Here is a 20,142-nt window from a genome sequence, read left to right on the forward strand (position 1 = left end):
ATAGAGAGCTTTTATGTTATAGATTGTTATATAGTTTTGTCCTGTAGATTTCTCTACAATTTATTAAATATGTGGTAGTATAGGCAAATTCAAAGCCTTTTTCTTTTTGTGTTTTGCTGGGGCAAATACTTTTAGAACCCGTGGCAATACTTCGATATCTACTGGCATGGATGGGCCTTGGTCGCCATCCATATTAGTAGGTAAATCACCGATATTAGATAATAACTCAATATGAGCCTTTTTCACAGTTAGTGTTGTTGTATAACGGGAGTTGTAGATGGCACCACTAATGATAAGCGGTAATACGCTTAGGATATCGAGGATGAAGTATTCCTTGAATATTATGATGCGCATATAACCATCATCTACAGATGCTTCCGGCATGAAGCGTTCAAAGCTAGATACTACATTGGTGAGCAATGCAAGAACGAGTGGGGATTTACAGATAAAATCGTCATTCTCTGTTTTGATGCGGTATGTGTAGTCCTTCGTTGTGAACAAAGCTTGCCCTGCGCGTAAGAAGTAGGCTAGAGGGCCCAAAATGCTTTTTTCCTTTGGAGTAACCTCTTCGATTACCTTTGGAATAACACCGGCTGCGATATTATTGCAGAAATATCTGTTGTTACAACGACCGATATCAATGGTACGTGTTTGGTTGATATCAATACGTTTGATCGCCTGTGTTGGATTCTGATGAATACCAAGGGCACGAGACATATCGTTTACAGTACCAACAGGGATGAAACCAAAGGTAGATTTAAAGCCACCTTGGGCAATACCGTTAACGGTTTCATTTACGGTGCCGTCACCGCCCATGCAGAATACAGCATCGAATCCGCGTTCACAAGCATCCTTTGCGAAACGTGTAGCATCGCCTTCACCAGTAGTGAATTTGACCTCAATCGTTTCAAACAAGGTACTCAATTTCCATTGTAAATCGAGGGCATAGCGACGTGCCGCACCGCCACCTGATACAGGATTTATGATAACTAAACAACGGCTCATGGTACAACTTCCTTACTTTCAAAAATGAGATATAGCTATTATCTATCGTTAAATTGACAGTCTTAGATGTGAGCTCTATAATTATACTATATGTACTAAATCACATATAACATATTTATTCAAAATACAAAATATATCGTACAATATATTATACTCATTTTAGCCGTTCTTTGAAAGTACGAATGAGTTGAGGGGATATAAGATTAGGGGATATTAATGGGACGACAAGATTCTAAAGATAAATACAAATTGTCCGCTGTGGACTCCATTGAAAGATTACCACTTAGTGAACAAGTTTATTTAACATTAAAAACAGCTATCTTAACAGGCGAATTGATGCCACAAGAAAAGCTTAACGAAGTAAAAATTGCAGAACAATTGCAAGTGAGTGCTACACCTGTTCGCGAAGCATTCCGTAAATTGGCTAAAGATAATCTCGTAGTTATTGTTCCTTGGAAGGGTGTTACTGTAAAGGCGGATACTCCTGAAGAGATTATTGCACTGTATCAAGTGCGTGAAGTCATGGAAGGCCTTGGTGCGCGACTTTGTGCCCGTCATGCCACTGATGAACAAATTAAAGAGTTGCGTGAAATTTGTAAAGAAATGCATGAAATTGAAGAAGCTACAGAACGCGTTGAAGTAAACAGTCGTTTCCATACTATGATTGCTCATTATTCTGGTAATGAACGCGTTGTAGAATACCTTGCGAGCTTCCGTGAACGCGTTAATCGCGATATGTACATCAGCTCCTTCAATGCAGTGCGTACACATGATTGCGACGATGAACATGATCATATTGTAGATGCTATTGAGCGTCATGATGAAGTGGCAGCAGAAAATGCTATGCGTCAGCACATTAATAATGCATTTATCTTCAAAAAAGCAAATGCTGAGGTACAACATAAAAAACTTAATGAAGTATAATGCCTTTAATTGGGCATACTATATGAAAGGCTCCGCCGTTGGCGGGGCTTTTTCTGTAGGATCGATTTTAGAGTATTTGATTAATTTAACTTAGTTTTGGCTCGGCTTTAGCTGGTGTACTGTTCCTCGTATGATTTAGAAACTCTAATCGTTTGTAGTGTGATGAAAGATGCGCATTACAGCTTTTATAATCTACGATGCGCAGCCTTACGAGTTGCGCTACGTCAATTTGGAATGCTTCAGCGATTTTAAATAGAATCTCTAAGGACATGCCAGATATGCCTGTACCACATTCTAGCTTGCTTAAATAACTGCGGCTAATGCCCACGTGGTGTGCTAGCTCATATTGAGACATGTTTAGAGATATGCGAATATGGGCAATTTTATGGCCTAAACAAACATACTGATGCTGTAAGACCGGATCTTCATAGGTGTTGATTCGTAGCTCAGTTAGAGGTGTCGATGCAGATTTCATAGGGATTCCTTCCTTTTCCCTGCTCTCTAAATATAGTATACTGAGACTATTGGTGATTGACTAATATAGAAAACTAGATAATTATCGGTTATTTCAGATAATTACACGTATTGTGAAAATCGTAGGATAGTACTGTAAGTAGTGGAGGCAATATGGAAAAATACATTGCAGTTGCCCTCGGTGGAGCCGTTGGCGCTTTATGCCGTATGGCTCTCGGTGAATGGGTTATGACAAAGGTGAGCTCCTTTCCGTATGGAACGGTTGTAGTAAACCTCATCGGTTGCCTCATTATTGGCCTTGTATTAGGGCTATATATGCAAAAGCCAGATTTGCCGCAGTGGGCAAGATTTTTCCTCGTTGTAGGTGGACTAGGCGCATTTACAACTTTCTCTACCTTTGCTTTTGAAATGCTACAACTAATGATGTCTGAGTCCTATGTACAAGCTTTATTCTATGGCTTTGTACAAGTTGTAGGGGGCTTAATCCTTTGCTGGATGGGTGTATTACTTGCGCGTATACTCTGTGCGATCTGATCTTAGTCAATAAGGTGACTTGAGTTACAGCATAAATACGTCTATTTTTATATGATTATTTGGTAAGATACATAGAATTGTTAGAATATACATTGTATAGAATTCAGGATTTAAAGTTTGAAGAAAATTTTGGGTCTCATACATTACACAGAATTCTAGATTATAAAGGGAGATATTATGAAATCCATTAGAACACAAGATGCTGTAGGGCATGCATTAATACATGATTTAGTACGCATTGTTATCGGTGAGGTGAAAGATACGCCATTCCGCCGTGGACATATGATTACGGAAGAGGACATTCCAAAATTATTAGACCTTGGTAAAGAGCATATCTTTGTTATGGAGCCTGAGGATGAAGGGTTCTTGCACGAAGAGGATGTGGCGCGTGCCTTGTACAATATGGCAGGTGGCGAAAATATGCACGATGGACCTATGGCGCAAGGCAAAATCGAAGCCATTGCAGACGTAGATGGTCTCTTTAAAGTTGATGTAGATCGCTTACATGCTATTAATAGTATTGGCGAGCTTACTATCGTAACGAGATTTAATAATACACCGGTGAAAGTAGGCGATAAATTAGCGGGCATGCGTTGTATTCCATTGCTATTAGAGGAACAACAAGTGGAGGATGCAAAGAAAATTGCTAATGGCAAGCCTTTACTTAATGTAAAACCATTCGTACGTAAAACAATGGGCATTGTTACTACAGGTTCCGAAGTATTTGAAGGCCGTATTAAAGATGCTTTCACCCCAATCATTGAGGAACGTTGTGCAGAGTTTGGTGTAAATAAAGTAGCCCATGAAATCGTTACGGATAATACAGACGATATTGTGGCGGCTATCGACAAGGTAAAAGCAGCTGGTGCTGATATTATTTTCTGTACCGGCGGCATGAGCGTTGACCCAGATGATTTAACACCAGGGGCTATTAAACGTTATGCAGATCGCGTAGTAACTTATGGTTTGCCTGTATTGCCAGGATCCATGGTTTGTATTGCATACTGCGCAGATGGTACGCCAATCCTCGGCGTTCCAGGCGGCGTATTATTCAGCAAACCGACTGCTTTTGATGAAATCTTGCCACGCCTTGTTGCAGACGATGAAATCACAAAAGAGGATTGTATTCGCATGGGCCATGGTGGCTTCTTGGGATAATCCTTTTATAGAACATCTAAAAACTGTATAAGTCTATACAAAAAGCGGGTAGATATCTACCCGCTTAATTTGTTAGTGCCATTATAGTATTAAAATGATTTTTTCCCTAGTGTAGGATGGCTACAACGTTTTAACGTAAGGGTGTCAATCATGTGGACTGCCTCGTCCAACGTAATGTCCTCACGCTTTGTCGGTGTTTCCAGAACTGCCAATGGATAGTCAGTGCCTACCTCACCAGAGGGCAAGTAAATATATTCTTGGTTAATAGTATCACCAAAAATATAGCCCGCTTGTAAATGTTCTTTATGAATGCGACTCATGGTCTCTCCTTACATAATTTCTTTCAGTCTAAAGTCTAAATAGTCTGCAGATACTAGCTCTAATTTTGTGAAGCCAAACTCCTTTGGAATACGTTTAAAGGATATTTGATCGTGTAAATGTCCAAAGATACACGTATCTACATTGTATGTCTCCATGAGATCCGTAAAGCCGGAAGGCGTGTTGGACTCATTGAATGGAGGATAGTGTAACAATAGGATTTTTGTTACTGGTATCTTATCTATATCTATGGTTGGTGGATTGTTTTTATCAGAGACTGTAGTATCTACATTTATTTCTGATTTGAATGATTTCATTAGTGTTTCTACAGCTTTATCCATTTCTTGCAGCGCTGCTTCTGTGCGCATTAGTTCTCTGTCGTAAATAGATTGGTCTGTTTCAGGTGTGAAATGGGAGTCTCCAGGGCAGAGGTAGGCGCGTGTGCCACCAAAGGCAATGATGCGAGGACCTTCTTCTGTTTGAATGAGTTCTGCTGTACCATGGCCTTGTAAAAAGGTGATAGCATCGCCCATGAGGTTTCGCATCTTGTTGGCAGAGGCCCACCAGTAATCGTGGTTGCCGCGGATCATATATTTCTTGCCCGGCATGGATGCAATTTCTTGTAAATCGCAAGCTGCTTCATCAAGGCGAAGGGCCCAACTCATGTCACCTACGAGAAAAACGATGTCATTATCTGTTACACGGGAGATCCAATCTTCTTTGATACGGCTCCAGTGATTATCCCAGTGAGGGCCAAAAATATCCATCGGCTTCGTTGGAGGGTTGCCAGATAGATGGAGATCGCCGATGGCAAATACTTTCATAAACATCCTTTCAAATATATCATCAAAATTATTTAGATAAAATTTGTATAATCTAACTATTTAGAGGCATGGAAGTACGGCGCAATGTCTTGAATGATTTTGGCAGCGCGTTCCTCGTCACAAGTTTGAGGAATTTTGTAACCTACGTAGAGTGGTGTTGTTACATAACGGGCCACAACCTTGATGTAGTCGTAGCCGTCCTCAAGATTATATACAAAATAGTTATAGGACTGGCTATAATTGGCGATGCTGCGCAATACATAACGCAATATTTGCTGTAATCTTAGCGCTACGGAGCGCACAGGTGCATCTGGTTTAAAGCGAATATTGTACTCAAAGAAGCCAATGATAGGCTGCGTGGACAAGGTGATGCGCACATCTTGATCCTCGTGTAAGAGCCAGCCTTCCATATTTTGAGCTGTAATATCTTCGTGGTAATTGTAATCTTCTAGGCCTATGATTTGGCTGTGAGGATGACGAATGGAACCACCGGACATATAGCCATGGTTTTTAAAGAATAATACGGATTTGAACTCTTTACGTTGTCGTGTTTCGCGCCATTTATCAAGGCCGAATTGGAGAATACGAGCTGCTTCGTCAGCCGGCAAGGTGGAAAATTCACCTTCATCCGTTTCTGTTTCGATAATAACCGTGGGCCATGTTTTATCTAGTACAGGATATTTGTTCATGAGCCAAATAATATGACCCGATGTATCTAGGATATCCGTTAATTTTGAACGATCACAGAAGGGGCAGCGCACTTCTTCGTTCCGAATATTAACAGGCTTAGTGCGCCCTAGTGCGATGTTAAATCGTAGTGGTTTATTCATCATGTGCCTCCTTCCTCGTAAGAAAATCTATACTCTTAATCATACCATAATTAGCCCATTCGTACATGAAATAATGGTATAATAATAGGGTATTATATAAATGATTAAGGAGGCTCTATGAAACCGACGACGCTTGTATTTCCTATTGATGAACAAAATCGTATATTGCTAGGTCGTAAAAAACGCGGTTTCGGGGCTGATAAATATAATGGATTCGGTGGTAAACTCGAGGCTGGTGAAAGCTTCCGAGATTGTGCCATCCGTGAGTTGTTTGAGGAATCTGGCCTTCGTGGTCGCCCAGAAGATTTAGAATGTGTAGCGGCTTTTGACTTTCAATTTCCTTTTGATGAAAGCTTAACACATGTAGGTTATGTGTATTTTTTGCGTACTTTCACAGGCAATGTAGAAGAAACCGACGAAATGGAGCCCCATTGGCTGACAGTAGACGAAATTCCCTACGAGCACATGTGGGATGGTGACCGCCAATGGTTGCCGATGCTGCTAGAAGGCAAGAAATTAAAAGGGCCTATCGTATTTGGCCGAGACAATAGCTCTGTAGATAAAATGGATTTAACCATCGTCGATACCGTTCTTGAAAGCGAACACTTGGCGCGCATTGATCTGTATATTAATGGATAACCTGTACCTTATTGGCTGCAACATATATGCAATATGCTTGTAATATGCCTATAGGCATGAAAGTGGTACTAGAGTCCTAAGTTTATAATATTTTGAGGTAATATGACTGATAAAAAGAACCCTAAGTGGGTGCCACAGCTGTTGGCGTGGTATGATGTGCATAAACGGGAATTGCCGTGGCGCGATTGCGGAGACCCTTATAAGATTTGGGTATCTGAGGTGATGAGCCAGCAGACGCGCATTGAGGCGATGAAGCCCTATTATGATAACTGGATACGACTATTTCCAACCTTAGAGGATTTGGCAAAGGCCAGTGAAGATGAGGTTGTTCACGCTTGGCAAGGTCTTGGCTATTATAGCCGGGCTCGTAATTTGCGCCTTGGCGTGAAGGACGTCGTGGAAAACTACGGTGGTATCGTGCCTCATGACCGCAAGACTATGGAGTCCTTGAAGGGCGTAGGTTCCTATACGGCTGGGGCTGTACTATCTATGGCGTACAACGAACCAGAGGTGGCTGTAGATGGCAATGTACTGCGCATTTATGCTCGTTTATATCGCATCTTTGATGATATTTTGAGTTCGAAAGGTAAGAAGGCCATAACTGCTATTGTAGAGGAAACATTGCCTCACGATCGACCTGGTGACTTTAACCAAGCCTTAATGGACTTTGGGTCTGCCGTGTGCATTCCAAAAACTCCACGCTGTGGAGAATGTCCTATTGTAAACATGTGCGAAGCGTATCAACATAAGGATACTGACAAACTACCTGTACGCATAAAGAAAACGAAGGTAGTAGAGGTGCCTCTATTTGTGGGAATTTTGCAATACGAAGGCCATTATCTATTGCACAAACGTCCTAACCGTGGACTATTACGGTCCATGTGGGAATTCCCATCTGTGGAAATGGTATCTGCCTTTGACGAAGGGGAACAAGGTCTTGAGGCGTTAGTAAAGGGCCTAGGTTTTGAATTATCCTTGCAACCAGTATTAGTAAAAGAGATAACACATATTTTCTCTCATAGAAAATGGTTCATGAAAGCATTTCGCGGCGATTTAACGTACGTAGGAGATGCTAATAATATAACGATCGGAGATATCCAAAAGCAATTGCCAAAGGACTGGATGCTCATCAAGCGCGATGAGTTCGCCGATTATGCTTGGGCAGGTCCTCATGGCAAATTGACGGAGATTGCAAAATAATTTGTAGGAGCAATGAATGAGAATTCTATTTAATATCATTTTTTCTGCTATCCTCGTAATAGGATTGGTAGGATTTTGGGCTCTATTCCTCAACTTGTGGAAGCCTAAAAAGAAGTGGCCTGCCTGGGTGGGCTATATAATCATTATCGGTGCGTGGTTCGCTGCTATCCGATACTATATACTCAATCAAGTGGATCTATATGGAACGATGTATTATCCGTTGATGAATATGTTCCGTACTGAAAGCTATGGTTTTCTCTTTGGCTTATTCTTGGCTATTCCTGTATTCATCGTTCTCAGCTTGTTATACTGGGCGGTTAATAAGATTTGTAGCAAAACGCCAGAGGAAAATAGAACAGGCCGTCGTGCTTTCTTTAGAACGGCAGCAACAGTGGTGCCGTTAGCAACAATCGGTGGTTCTAGCTATGCAGCCTATGTAGGTCAACATGAGATTGAAGTCACTCATGAAAGCTTTGGCTATACGAATTTACCACCTGGCTTAAAGGACTATAAAATCGTTCAACTCAGCGATATCCACGTTGGGCCAAGCATCGATCTAGATGATCTTGATGAAATTTTAAAGCTAGCCCTTGTAGAGAAGCCTAATCGCGTTGTCATCACTGGTGATTTAATCGATAAAATCGCTTGGTTACCACAAGTCTGTGAAAGACTGACAACCTTTGCAAAACAAATCCCAGACGGTGTCGATTTCATCTTGGGCAATCATGAGTACCATCACGATGTGAATAAGGTACTAGACGAATTGAAACACAATACACCGATGAACATCCTTGTGAATAGCAATATTCAAATTATGGGTGGTAAGCAACCTGTATACATTGCTGGTGTTGCGTATGACAATGATCGGGAAAAAGAAAAACGTGAAGCTATGATCGATAAGGCTTTATCTGGTATTCCGGACTATGCCTTTGTTATCTTACTAGCACATCACCCTGAATTCTTTGAAGAAGCCATAGAACGTAAAATTCCGTTGACCCTCTCTGGTCATACTCACGGTGGTCAAATCGTATTTATGGGCATGCCGTTGGTACCAACAGGTACACCATATACAAAAGGTCGCTATGTAGAAGAACAAAGCGTGTGCTACGTCAATAATGGCTCAGGACATTGGTTCCCAATCCGTATCAACTGCCCACGAGAAATTACAGTCATTACATTCTTTGACGGAGTAGCTTAGAAATAAAGGTGAGCTCCTTAGAATAAAAGTGAGCTCATTATAGGGATACAATCATGTATAATACATCCTTTATCCATAAAATCTTTATATGTATTATTGTGCTTATGCTATTTGATATCTCTCTCATCTACGATATGACAGCGGACATATATAAGGGATATCTTAAAATAGCAATACTAGTGGCAATTGGATGCCATTTAGATATATATCTGGAACTTAGCAAACAAGAAGAACTGATAATACAGGCATTCAAGAATAATACATTTAACGAGACCTATGAACTGCTAAGTACGAAACAGATGGTTTTTATCATATCTTTGGTCTTGGTAATGACTATAAAACTTGTGAGATATTAGAAAATCATAGGTTACAAACAAAAAGAGGTATTGTATATGAAAATACAATACCTCTTTTTATTATATGAACTTATATAATAATTGTGATATATTAGAGTTAAAATTTTTAGTTGTGTTGATTAATAGAGTAGAGTTAATTTGTAGGTGTAGATTAATGTATAGTAAATTTTTTATCTACAGAGTTATTATATGTACCATTCCAATTATTCTTATGGACATAGCTCTTATTAGCGCAATGATAACTGGTGGATACGAAGGAAATCTAAAAGCAACAATACTAGCGGTGATAGTATTCCATATAATTTTGTATATATTAAGTCGTAAACAAGTAAAGCTATTAATACAAGCATTTAAGAAAAATGGAGTTAAGGAGATTAATAATCTATTCAATATGAAATATGTTTTTCTGATCGTATTTTTTATGATATTAATAGCTTTAAAACTTATGAGGTAAGATATCATGAATAACATAAGGATTCCAATATATAAAATATTAGCCATATGTTTTTTAGTGGGACTTAGTATAATTTATTTAAATTTTTATGGGATACATACCGAACTAGTAGATTCTTATAGTTTAGGTCGTTATCGAATTGTGTTTGGTGGAATGCTAGAGGATAGCACATATAAAACTAGATTGGAATTTTCTAAAATTTCTCATAAGGTTGTATTTCCATATTTATATGTAAAAGGGGAATCGGGTTATACTAGGGTTTTATTAACACCAATAGGTACAGATATTTTAAAGATACCCAATTACTCATTTTATGATACTGATAGTATAATAGAGGATACTGATAGCATTAATAATTTAAAGCGTATTTATGGTAAATCTATATCTATAAAAGATGATCTGAACCAAATTAGTGAAGAGGATAGAAATATATTCAAATCATTATAATGAATGCGGGTAGTATAAGGTGTCTTTTTTATTAGAATATATTTTATGCTTAAAATGATGCTTTTAAAGGTGCATTATTATAGAATTTCATTAGTTTAAATTAAATATTGCTATAAGATATATAAAACAAAAAGGACGTAATAGTCTATTCTTCAGTAATAAGTATTATTGAAGATTTCAAGACTATTACGTCCTTTTATTTTCCGTTCATTTGAGGTATGAGAGGATGTTATAGATATATCATAGAGATGAGAGAGAGTTTATTTCATGCGAACTGCTTCACCGAATTCGTCTTCAGTCATGAGTTTTTCTTCCAAGATGATTTCTTTAATAGAGCAACCGCGTTTGTACGCTTCTTTTACAACCTTAGCACTCTTGTCGTAGCCGATGTATGGTGTTAAGGATGTAGCGATCATAAGGGATTGTTCTACAAAGAAGTTGAGTTTTTCAGGTACGAATTCGACACCGTCGATGCAGTGTGTTGTGAAAGAATTCATTGCATCTGCGAGGAGGCGACAGCTTTCAACAAAGTCATAGATCATGATAGGCATGTACACGTTCAATTGGAATGCACCGCTGCCTGCACAGATGGTCATAGTCGTATTGTGACCGAATACTTGGGCGCATACCATGGTCAAGGCTTCGCATTGAGTAGGATTTACCTTGCCTGGCATGATGGAGGAGCCCGGTTCGTTTTCAGGTAGATGCCATTCGCCGTAACCGCAACGAGGGCCAGAGCCTAAGAAGCGAACGTCGTTAGCGATTTTGAATAGTGTTGTAGCCAATGTGTTAAGTGCACCGTGAGCCATCATGAACGCATCTTTAAGAGCGAGCCCTTGGAATTTGTTGTTCTTCACGCGGAATGGAGCACCTGTTACCTCTGGCAATACAGTTTCCATAACGTCTAGATAGCCTTTAGGCGTGTTTACGCCTGTGCCGACCGCAGTGCCGCCAAGGGCTACGTCGAGCAGGTAGTCAGCGTTTTGAAGGAGCATAGTTTTTGCAGTTTTTAAGCCGTCCACAAAGGCGCTAATTTCTTGGTCTACCATGATGAAAGTAGCATCTTGTAAATGCGTACGACCAACTTTTTGCAAGCCTTTACCTTTTTCTTGCAATTTTTCAAAGGATTGGATAAGGCCGTCCAATGCAGGGATTACGCGTTTTGTAATTTCAAAGTACGCACAGATATGCATTGCTGTAGGGAATGTATCGTTTGTACTTTGGCCGCGGTTTACATCGTCGTTAGGATGAAGCGGGTTGCTTTCATCTAACTGTTTAGCCCGGTGAGCGATTACCTCGTTCACATTCATGTTAGTTTGTGTGCCAGAACCTGTTTGGAATACAGTTAATGGGAATTCATCATCCCATTTGCCGTCTACGATCTCATCTACTACTTGAGAGATGAGTTTCGCTTTTTCCTCAGTTACTGCGCCACATTTTGCATTGGTTAAAGCACATGCTTTTTTTACAAGCGCAAGCGCTTTGATTTGTTCAATAGGGATGCGGTGGTCACCAATCTTAAAGTTATTGAACGAGCGTTGCGTTTGAGGTCCGTAAATTCGTCTAGCGTCGACTTCGACTGGTCCCATTGAATCATATTCAATTCTTGTTTCCATAATGTTTACAACCTCCTTAAAAGACATGCCGACCTTATCGCCGGTAATTTAATTATATAAAATCCTGTATATTTGTACAGAATAAAAGATAATGATTTCTATTTTCATATAAAAGAGAGGTGTATATGCGATTTGTGCATATACATCTTTTCCCTTCTCCCAATATATATGCGATGATTTATATTTAATCTGTATACATGTTTCATAGAAGATTGATTTGAGAGGGAAAAGGCGACAGTCCAAAAACGACTTAGCGGCCCCGCGTAGCGGGGTAGGTGGCTTTGGAGGCTTTTGGACTGTTGCCTTTTTCTACATAGTTAATGGTCTAATGAAACATGTATACATTATAAATATCGCATATATATTGAAATCAGCGCTTTAACACGATAAAATGGAAGTAGCTTATTATATGTTGTAAGCTCTAGTTTCACAGAGGAGGTAAGTACTTATGAAACATGACTTTATGAGCCATGACCTTCATCTGCCGGAACTGACACTACGTGGGATGCTACTTGGTGCATTGATTACTGTAATTTTTACAGCATCTAACGTATATCTCGGTTTGAAGGTTGGTTTGACATTCTCGTCATCCATTCCGGCAGCCATTATTTCAATGGCAATTTTACGTTTCTTCAAGGATTCTAACGTTCTTGAAAACAACATGGTACAAACACAGGCTTCTGCAGCCGGTACTTTGTCCGCAATTATCTTTATCTTGCCAGGTCTATTAATGCTTGGTTATTGGAATGGCTTCCCATTCTGGCAAACATTCTTGCTCTGCGCATGCGGTGGTTCCCTTGGTGTGTTATTCACTATCCCATTGCGTCGTGCCATGGTAGTAAATAGTGATCTACCATATCCAGAAGGCCGTGCAGCAGCAGAAATCTTGAAGGTTGGTTCCCATAATGGTGGCCAAGGTCCTCAATCTAGCTCCGGTATGGGAGATATCGTATCCGGTGGTCTTGTAGCTGGTATTATCAGTCTTTGTGCCAATGGCTTCAAAGTGCTTGGCGACAGCATGAGCTTCTGGCTTCCTGTAGGTAGCAAAGGTATTACTCAAATTCCATTAGGCTTCTCTACAGCATTGTTAGGTGCTGGTTATCTTATCGGTATCGCTTCTGGTATCGCTATCCTAGTTGGTGTACTCATCGCTTGGGCTGGCTTCGTACCTTACTTGACTAACATGCTTGCTCCAGATGGTGGTGCTACAGCTAAATTTGCAATGGCTGTTTGGAAATCTAAAGTTCGTTTCATCGGTGCAGGTGCTATCGGTATCGCAGCGATTTGGACTTTGATTACATTGATCAAACCTATCATCGAAGGTATGAAAATTTCTGTTAAATCCATGAACAGCAGTTCCTCTGAACGTGCGTTGCATCGTATGGATACAGATATGAGCACAAAATCTGTTATCATCGTGTTCGGTATCATTCTTTTAGGCTTAGTTCTTACATTCTGGGACTTCGTATCTGCAGTACCTATTAGCGCAGGCTTAATGTGGACACTTGTTATCGTAGGTGTTCTTGTAGCATTGCTAATCGGCTTCTTCGTAGCTGCTGCATGTGGTTACATGGCAGGCCTTATCGGTACATCTGCATCTCCAATCTCTGGTATTGGTATCTTAGCGACTATTATTTCTTCCTTAGTGGTGTACTTCATCGCTTCTGAAAATAACTTGTTCGCTACAGAAGCAGGCGTACAATTCGCTACAGCTATGGCTATCTTCATGACATCCGTAGTTATTGCTATTGCATCTATTTCTAATGATAACTTGCAAGACTTGAAAACAGGTCAACTCGTTGGTGCTACACCTTGGCGTCAACAAATTGCGTTGTTACTTGGCTCTGTAGCTGGTGCAGTTGCAATTGCTCCTGTTCTTAACTTGCTTTACCAAGCATATGGCTTTACAGGTGCGTTACCACGTGCTGAAATGGATCCTAATGCTGCATTATCCGCACCACAAGCAACTTTGATGACTACAATTGCTCAAGGTATCTTCAGCTCCAGCATGGATTGGAACTACATCTTGATCGGCGTTGGTGTTGGCGTAGTAGCAATCATCGTTAACTTGATTCTTAAGAGCACAACAGCTTCTTTAACATTGCCTCCATTGGCAGTTGGTATGGGTATTTACTTACCTCCAACATTGGAAGTACCTCTTATCTTAGGTTCTTTCATTAGCTACTTTGTAGGCCGTTACCTAGTAGCTCGTGCTAAAATGCGTGCTGGCGAACTCGCTGAGTACGATGTTGAACAATCTAACCGCCGTGGCGTTCTCTTCGCTTCTGGTTTGATTGTTGGTGAAAGCTTGATTGGTGTAATCATAGCTGTTATTATTGTATTGTCCGTTACAACTGGTGGTGGTGAATCTCCACTTGAATTAGTAGGCCCTGATTTTGAAAGCACAGCACAATGGTTAGGATTGCTTGCATTCATCTTCTCTGGTTTATACCTTGTTCGTCGTGTTGTAACTCACAAATTCAATAAAGAAGAAGCTTTAGCAATGAAAGCTGAGCAAGAACAACAATAAGAGGTTAAACAATGAAATTAAAACAGTCTGTACTCATCATGATGGCTGCTGCATTGCCAGTAGTATCTTTCGCAGCAAGCGAAATTCCTGTAACTAAAGACACTGCAACAGTGCAAACAGTTCAAGCTGATACGAATAAAGTAAATCGCAACGATTTAACATACCGTATCTCTAGTACTGCTACACCGGAGCAAAACCGTGCGTTGCGCTCTGTAGCATCTAAGGTTGATCGCAATGCAGTTGAAGTAGTAGCACCTAATGCGGACCGCTATATGGACCGCAAAGAGGTGGCTGTATCTCCAGTGGAATCCACAACAGATCATCTTGATCTAGTGTTCCCAACAGTTAAATCTGTTAGCCCAATTGTAGAAAAAGCAATCAATAATACTATCAAAAAATACGTTGCTAAAGTACAAAATGACGTAGAAAAAATGAATGCCAAAGAATCTGATAAAACAAATGTAGTTATGTACTACGATGTTAAAACAGACAAAAATGGTATTTTCAGTGTATTGATCCATACGTACACAATGCGTGATCGTGATGCTAATGGCGTCAACTATGTAAAAGGCTTCACATTCAACACTACAACAGGTCGTCAATTATCCTTGTACGATCTTGGTGGTCTTAACAAAAAAGAATTAGTGAATGCTATCGACAATAATCAAGATGTGAAAAATCAATTGGGCGGCGAAGTAAATATCGACAAAATGCCTACTGAATTCTACACAACTGATGATTATTCCGTTGTAATGGTTTTACAACAAGACGTGGATACAATCCACAGTGCAGGTACCGTATATGTACCAGTTGGTAACTTACGTGACCGCCAAAATGATGTAACAAAAAAATAATCGAACTGTGTGAATTCGATTATGTGTGTATAGTAACAGCTGTTTAATTGTGAGAAGAACCGCTCCTTCGGGGGCGGTTCTTCTTTTGTATTATAGCAATTAAAATATAAAGGGAGATTACTATTTAGCTTTGAATGAGGGTAAAACAAAAAGCCGTGTAGTTACACGGCTTTTTATCGTTGAGATTATTTAATTATTTATTTGTTGTGTCGTAGTAGTTTACGCGTGGAGGTAATGGGAATTGAATTGCTGCATCCGGTTTTACTGTCTCAGGTTGTGGTAATTCTACGACTACATTATTTTTGAATTTCTTTTTGAAAGCTTTCACAGTGTCCTTTTGAACGGAGTCAGCTGTAATGATAAGAGCGCTTGTGTCATCGTTAGGACGGATGGAGATGATGTTACCTTTTGGCTCTTTTGCTTTGTATAAATCAATAGCGTCAGATTGGTAATCTTCAAGTTGTGCTTGATTTAACTTGCCTTGAGATACAACAAGGGCGCTTTCAAGTTGAGGATCTTGCGCTTCAGAGATTGCATGAGCAACAGCCTCTGCTTTTTTCTTATCTGTTAAAGTCGCATGTAACTTGCCACCATCCCAGAAGAGGGCACCGTCTTGACGGAATTTTGTGAAGTCGTTGCCATAGCCTAATGTTTTGTCGATAATAGTAGCTGTTTTATTTTCTACTTGTTGTTTGAACAATGTGTTGTGGAATGCAAGAGCTTGTTCTGTTTGCGTCATGCGATACGCAATCTCAGCAGCTTCAGCACGTGTTACATATTTTTCAGGGTTAAATAATGTGCCAGGAGCGTAGTTTGTGAAGCCCAGGTATGCAAGTTCACGAACTGCATCTTGAGCCCATGGAGCGACGAATTTTTGGTCTCCATAAGCAATATTATCAAGGGCTGTTGGATCTTCTGTTGTGTATCCTAAGTAGTGAATGTAGTTGTCTGCTACTACAGCAAACTCTTGGCGAGACATATATTTTTCTGGTTTGTATGTGTTATCGCCATAGCCGCTGATGATATTTTTACGCGCTACAGATTCGATAGCGAGGGCAGACCAACGATCGGATGTAATATCTTTAAATTTGCTAGATAAGAATGCTGCTGTACCATCATCAGTGATGTTGTTGAAGAGAGCAGCTACTTCTTCACGAGTCATAGGTTGATTAGGTCGGAATGTACCGTCAGAATAACCTTTCATTAGATTTGCTTTTGTTACAGTACTAATAGAATTGGCAGCCCAGAAATCGCTAGGCACATCGGAGAATATGTGGGCACGGATTTTTTGAATGTCTTGTGGCGTACCAATAGATGTATTCACAACTACAGGTGTAGCAGCTTTAGCGGCATCAAATTTATGAGCCTCTGCTTTAGTTGTTGCTACATTAGGAGCATCTGTGTTTATAGTAACTGCTTGCGTAGAGGCCACTGTAGGCGCTTCAACCTTTGTAGATGCTACTGCAGTGGCAGGAGCATGAGTTGTAGTATTTGCAGAAGCAAAACCGAAACTTGTTGCGGCTAATAATGTGCCAAGAACAAGGGCACGTAATGGGTAAGGGGTATTCTTGTACATAAAAATCCTTCCTAATTATGGTAAAGGCTAAGGCTCGATAGCCTAGAATATAAACTTTCATCAACAATAAAATCTATATTCATTATATAGCGAATAATAAGGCATGCATAGTGATATAAACAAAGCAGCGTAATACTAAGCGTATACGCTGCCTTGGCTAGTTGAGTGAACGCCGATTAGCGTTTTACTGTCATTTTTACTTTGGAACCGAATAATTTTGAGATTCCTTGTTGAGTTGCTTTAGATGCAGTTGTTACAACAGCGTAAAGTTGGTTGTTTTCTACATCTGGGAATGTAGCTAGAATTGTACCAGCTTTTTCGTTTTTGTTGTAATAGTTGCGGAAGTTCGCATCGATTGCATCGTATTCAGTTTGGCTGTATTGGGATGGTTCAACTACAACGTAGTTATTTACAGTGGAATCACCACGTGCTGCAAGGTTTGCTTTAACTGTGGAAATATCGCTATCTGTTTTCAAAGCTACGTGCAATTGATTGTCACGCCAGTACATTACACCGTAATCTTGGAAAGCATCTTCTGTTTTGTATGTTTTATTCAATTCAGCGAATACTTTATCTTCCAAAGCAGCTTGTTGTTTTTGATCAAGTGCTTTTAACGTGCTGCGACGAACAGGACGAACTGTGCGAGTAGGTTCAGTTTTTTGAGCTACTGCGGCATTTTTATTGCCCTTTACGTCTTTTTCAACTTTTTTTGCATCAGCTTTTACGGCTTTGTCAGCTTTAGCTACATCTTTTTTAGCATCTTTGCTTACTTTGGACGCATCTTTTTCTGCTGCTGTATCAGCTTTTTTTACATCTTCTTTTACAGCTGTTTCAGCTTTTGCTTCAGTTGTAGTATGTTTTGGTGTTGCAAGGCCAGCACCATTAAGCATGCGGTTCAAGATTGTTGCCGCTTGTGCTCTTGTTACAGGTTGTTTAGGGTTGAAGTTTTCAGTCGCTCCAGATGCTACAATGCCACGTTGTGCCATGTATTGGATATCTGCTAAGTAAGCAGAGGAGATGCTAGCCTCATCTTTAAATGTTACTTTTTCTGTTTTTACAGGTGTAGAAAGATTCAATTTTTTTGCTAGGCTAGCAGCAGAAGCAACGAATTGTTCGCGGTCCATAGTTTTGCTAGGTGTGAAAGCTGTTTTAGATGTGCCTTCCATTACGCCTGCAGCACTTACTAATTTGATAGCAGAGCTAGACCAACGATCTGCTTCTACGTCAGAGTAAGAAGTAGAAGCTTCTTTAGTTACAATATCAGCTAATTCTTGTTCGTTTAAGTTATGTTGTAATACTTTACCGTAAATAGCCGCAGCTTGTTCACGAGTGATTTGTGCACTTGGTTTGAATGTATTATCAGCGTAACCAGAAAGATAACCAGCTTGTGTCATTGCTTGGATAGCATCGCGAGCCCAGTTGTCTTTTGTGTCAGGATATACGCCAGCAGGTAAGTTTTCTTTAGCTTTTACAGCTTTTTTACCTTCTACCTTAGCAGCATCTTCTTTTACATCATTTTTAACAGATGTATCAACGCGTTTAGCGTCATTTTTTACAGAAGTGTCAACACGTTTTGCATCGTTTTTCACAGATGTATCTATACGCTTAGCATCGGCTTTAGCGGATGTATTAGCATGTTTTGCATCATGTTTTACAACTGTAGTGCCATGTTTAGCATCATTTTTTACAGATGTATCAACGCGTTTAGCGTCGTTTTTTACAGATGTGTCTACACGGTGTTCATCAGCTTTAGCTGCTACTTCAGCTTTATTAGCTGTAGCAGATACTTCAGATTTTACATGAGCCGCAGTTGTTTCAGCGTGAGCCATGCCGAATGTGGAACCGAGGGCTAATGTAATAGCTAAGGATAAGGATAATTTATTTAGTTTCATTGAAAAGGCTCCTTTCAAACTATACTTATATAAAATAAATTATAACACTTTTTAAATTTATACACTACTATAAGAAAATGTAATATATGAGGATAAAAATTACATGAATTTGGTGTTTCTCTGTCATTTATATAAATATTCAATGAATTATAGGTAAATTACGACATACATTACTCTAAAATACATGAAATGATAAACATTCCCAAAATCTAGATTTTATGTGGCTTTCACAAGAAAAAATTATAAATAGAATGGCATTTGTGATAAAATGCAATGTTTGCTATTACAAAAACTCATAACGATATGAGAAATAAAAGGGTACATACGAATATAGCAATCCTTTGGACAATTTATATTGGATTAATTTATAATTATATCGATGAGCTTTTGAATATTTATTTGAAAGCATAAGTAATGTTCAAGGCGGAAATTTAGTTGAAAAATTCACTATTAATCTTGCCATAACACATACATATCAAAATTTTTTATTAGGTTAAGTACTAGAAAAGACGAGGACGATAATATGAAAATTCATCTTTTCCAACAGTGTTTGATTGACATGTTCTACCCACATGTAGGTATGGCTGGTGTAGAAGTACTTGAAAGATTAGGTTGCGAGCTCGTAGTTCCTAAGAAACAAGTATGTTGTGGCCAAATGTTCACTAACTCTGGTTACAATGACGCAGCTATGGATGCAATTAAGAATACAATCGAATGCTTCGAGAACGCTGAATATGTAGTCAGCATGTCCGGCTCTTGTGCATTTGCTATTCGTGACGAATACCAACATTTCTTGGAAGGTCAACCTGAATGGCAAAAACGCGCAGAAAAATTGAGCGGTAAAATTTATGAATTCACTGAATTCATTACTGATGTATTAGGTGTTGAAGATGTAGGGGCTCGTTTCAACGAATCCGTTACATACCATACATCTTGCCACGTTACTCGTTTGATGGGTGTTAAAGAACCTCCATTCAAACTCCTTAGAAATGTTAAAGATATTAACTTGATTGAATTACCACGTGCAGACCGTTGCTGTGGTTTCGGCGGTACATTCTCCGTTAAGAACCCTGAAATTAGTGAAGTTATGACACGCGAAAAAGCATTGGAAATTGCTGGCACAGGTGCTAACGTAATTTCTGGTTCTGACCAAGCGTGCTTGATGAACATCGCTGGTATGCTTGACCGTCTTCATAAAGAAGGCGAAATCGATCGCCGTATCAAAGTAATGCATATTGCTGAAATCTTAAACTGCCGTTAAGGAGGAGACGACATGGCACTTATATATGACAATCGCCCCTATAAAACACGTA

The 20,142-nt window shown here is 39.6% G+C and carries 18 protein-coding genes; 10 read left to right on the forward strand and 8 right to left on the reverse strand.

Annotation, left to right across the window (positions count from 1 at the left end; translation table 11 throughout):
- Positions 1-63 precede the first annotated feature (63 nt).
- Positions 64-1,005, reverse strand: coding sequence for a diacylglycerol kinase family protein (locus tag QZ055_RS00820; RefSeq protein ID WP_295824026.1), 942 nt, complete (start codon positions 1,003-1,005; stop codon positions 64-66).
- Positions 1,006-1,221: 216 nt separating this feature from the next.
- Between QZ055_RS00820 and QZ055_RS00825 the strand changes: the two genes are divergently transcribed.
- On the forward strand, positions 1,222-1,929 hold the full coding sequence (locus tag QZ055_RS00825; RefSeq protein WP_295824027.1) for a GntR family transcriptional regulator: 708 nt from the start codon (positions 1,222-1,224) through the stop codon (positions 1,927-1,929).
- Between the two features lie 85 nt (positions 1,930-2,014).
- Here QZ055_RS00825 and QZ055_RS00830 read toward each other — a convergent pair whose 3' ends face one another.
- Complete coding sequence (locus tag QZ055_RS00830; protein ID WP_005385158.1) at positions 2,015-2,404, reverse strand: helix-turn-helix domain-containing protein; 390 nt, start codon at positions 2,402-2,404, stop codon at positions 2,015-2,017.
- A 152-nt stretch (positions 2,405-2,556) separates the two neighbouring features.
- Between QZ055_RS00830 and crcB the strand changes: the two genes are divergently transcribed.
- Both crcB and QZ055_RS00840 read left to right on the forward strand, forming a co-directional pair.
- Positions 2,557-2,937, forward strand: coding sequence for a fluoride efflux transporter CrcB (gene crcB / locus QZ055_RS00835; protein ID WP_295824030.1), 381 nt, complete (start codon positions 2,557-2,559; stop codon positions 2,935-2,937).
- A gap of 177 nt (positions 2,938-3,114) precedes the next feature.
- Positions 3,115-4,095, forward strand: a complete 981-nt coding sequence (locus QZ055_RS00840) for a molybdopterin-binding protein (RefSeq protein WP_295824032.1) — start codon at positions 3,115-3,117, stop codon at positions 4,093-4,095.
- 89 nt (positions 4,096-4,184) lie between these two features.
- Here QZ055_RS00840 and QZ055_RS00845 read toward each other — a convergent pair whose 3' ends face one another.
- The 3 genes from QZ055_RS00845 to QZ055_RS00855 are packed head-to-tail and all read right to left on the reverse strand — an operon-like array spanning position 4,185 to position 6,067.
- On the reverse strand, positions 4,185-4,415 hold the full coding sequence (locus QZ055_RS00845; protein ID WP_295824033.1) for a hypothetical protein: 231 nt from the start codon (positions 4,413-4,415) through the stop codon (positions 4,185-4,187).
- Between the two features lie 9 nt (positions 4,416-4,424).
- Positions 4,425-5,237: a metallophosphoesterase gene (locus tag QZ055_RS00850; protein WP_295824035.1), complete on the reverse strand. Its 813-nt coding sequence runs from the start codon at positions 5,235-5,237 to the stop codon at positions 4,425-4,427.
- Positions 5,238-5,293: 56 nt separating this feature from the next.
- A complete protein-coding gene (locus tag QZ055_RS00855; protein ID WP_295824036.1) occupies positions 5,294-6,067 on the reverse strand; it encodes a DUF4931 domain-containing protein in 774 nt (257 codons plus the stop codon).
- Positions 6,068-6,184: 117 nt separating this feature from the next.
- Here QZ055_RS00855 and QZ055_RS00860 point away from each other — a divergent pair, with 117 nt between their 5' ends.
- The 4 genes from QZ055_RS00860 to QZ055_RS00875 all read left to right on the forward strand — a co-directional run bounded on the left by QZ055_RS00860 (position 6,185) and on the right by QZ055_RS00875 (position 10,361).
- Complete coding sequence (locus QZ055_RS00860) at positions 6,185-6,706, forward strand: 8-oxo-dGTP diphosphatase (RefSeq protein ID WP_295824037.1); 522 nt, start codon at positions 6,185-6,187, stop codon at positions 6,704-6,706.
- A gap of 102 nt (positions 6,707-6,808) precedes the next feature.
- The gene (gene mutY, locus QZ055_RS00865) at positions 6,809-7,906 is read left to right on the forward strand and encodes an A/G-specific adenine glycosylase (protein WP_295824038.1); all 1,098 of its coding nucleotides are present in this window, start codon (positions 6,809-6,811) and stop codon (positions 7,904-7,906) included.
- A 16-nt stretch (positions 7,907-7,922) separates the two neighbouring features.
- Positions 7,923-9,104 (forward strand): metallophosphoesterase, encoded by a 1,182-nt coding sequence (locus QZ055_RS00870; protein WP_295824040.1) that lies wholly within the window; start codon positions 7,923-7,925, stop codon positions 9,102-9,104.
- Positions 9,105-9,920: 816 nt separating this feature from the next.
- Positions 9,921-10,361, forward strand: a complete 441-nt coding sequence (locus QZ055_RS00875; RefSeq protein WP_295824042.1) for a hypothetical protein — start codon at positions 9,921-9,923, stop codon at positions 10,359-10,361.
- A 260-nt stretch (positions 10,362-10,621) separates the two neighbouring features.
- Here the strand turns inward: QZ055_RS00875 and QZ055_RS00880 are convergent, their stop codons facing one another.
- The gene (locus QZ055_RS00880) at positions 10,622-11,977 is read right to left on the reverse strand and encodes a lyase family protein (protein WP_295824044.1); all 1,356 of its coding nucleotides are present in this window, start codon (positions 11,975-11,977) and stop codon (positions 10,622-10,624) included.
- 448 nt (positions 11,978-12,425) lie between these two features.
- Here QZ055_RS00880 and QZ055_RS00885 point away from each other — a divergent pair, with 448 nt between their 5' ends.
- Together QZ055_RS00885 and QZ055_RS00890 are read left to right on the forward strand one after the other, a co-directional pair.
- Complete coding sequence (locus QZ055_RS00885; RefSeq protein ID WP_295824046.1) at positions 12,426-14,507, forward strand: OPT family oligopeptide transporter; 2,082 nt, start codon at positions 12,426-12,428, stop codon at positions 14,505-14,507.
- 11 nt (positions 14,508-14,518) lie between these two features.
- Entirely contained in the window at positions 14,519-15,361 is an 843-nt protein-coding gene (locus QZ055_RS00890) for a hypothetical protein (RefSeq protein WP_295824048.1), read from the forward strand.
- A 193-nt stretch (positions 15,362-15,554) separates the two neighbouring features.
- Here QZ055_RS00890 and QZ055_RS00895 read toward each other — a convergent pair whose 3' ends face one another.
- Positions 15,555-16,937 carry an S-layer homology domain-containing protein gene (locus QZ055_RS00895; RefSeq protein ID WP_295824049.1) on the reverse strand — a complete coding sequence of 461 codons (1,383 nt, stop codon included), beginning with the start codon at positions 16,935-16,937 and terminating at the stop codon, positions 15,555-15,557.
- A gap of 176 nt (positions 16,938-17,113) precedes the next feature.
- The gene (locus tag QZ055_RS00900) at positions 17,114-18,829 is read right to left on the reverse strand and encodes an S-layer homology domain-containing protein (RefSeq protein ID WP_295824051.1); all 1,716 of its coding nucleotides are present in this window, start codon (positions 18,827-18,829) and stop codon (positions 17,114-17,116) included.
- Between the two features lie 523 nt (positions 18,830-19,352).
- On the opposite strand from QZ055_RS00900, the gene QZ055_RS00905 reads away from it, so the two are divergent.
- On the forward strand, positions 19,353-20,090 hold the full coding sequence (locus tag QZ055_RS00905) for a (Fe-S)-binding protein (protein ID WP_119207368.1): 738 nt from the start codon (positions 19,353-19,355) through the stop codon (positions 20,088-20,090).
- Positions 20,091-20,142: the final 52 nt, after the last annotated feature.

It is taken from the genome of uncultured Veillonella sp., from assembly GCF_905209685.1.
GTDB lineage: Bacteria > Bacillota > Negativicutes > Veillonellales > Veillonellaceae > Veillonella.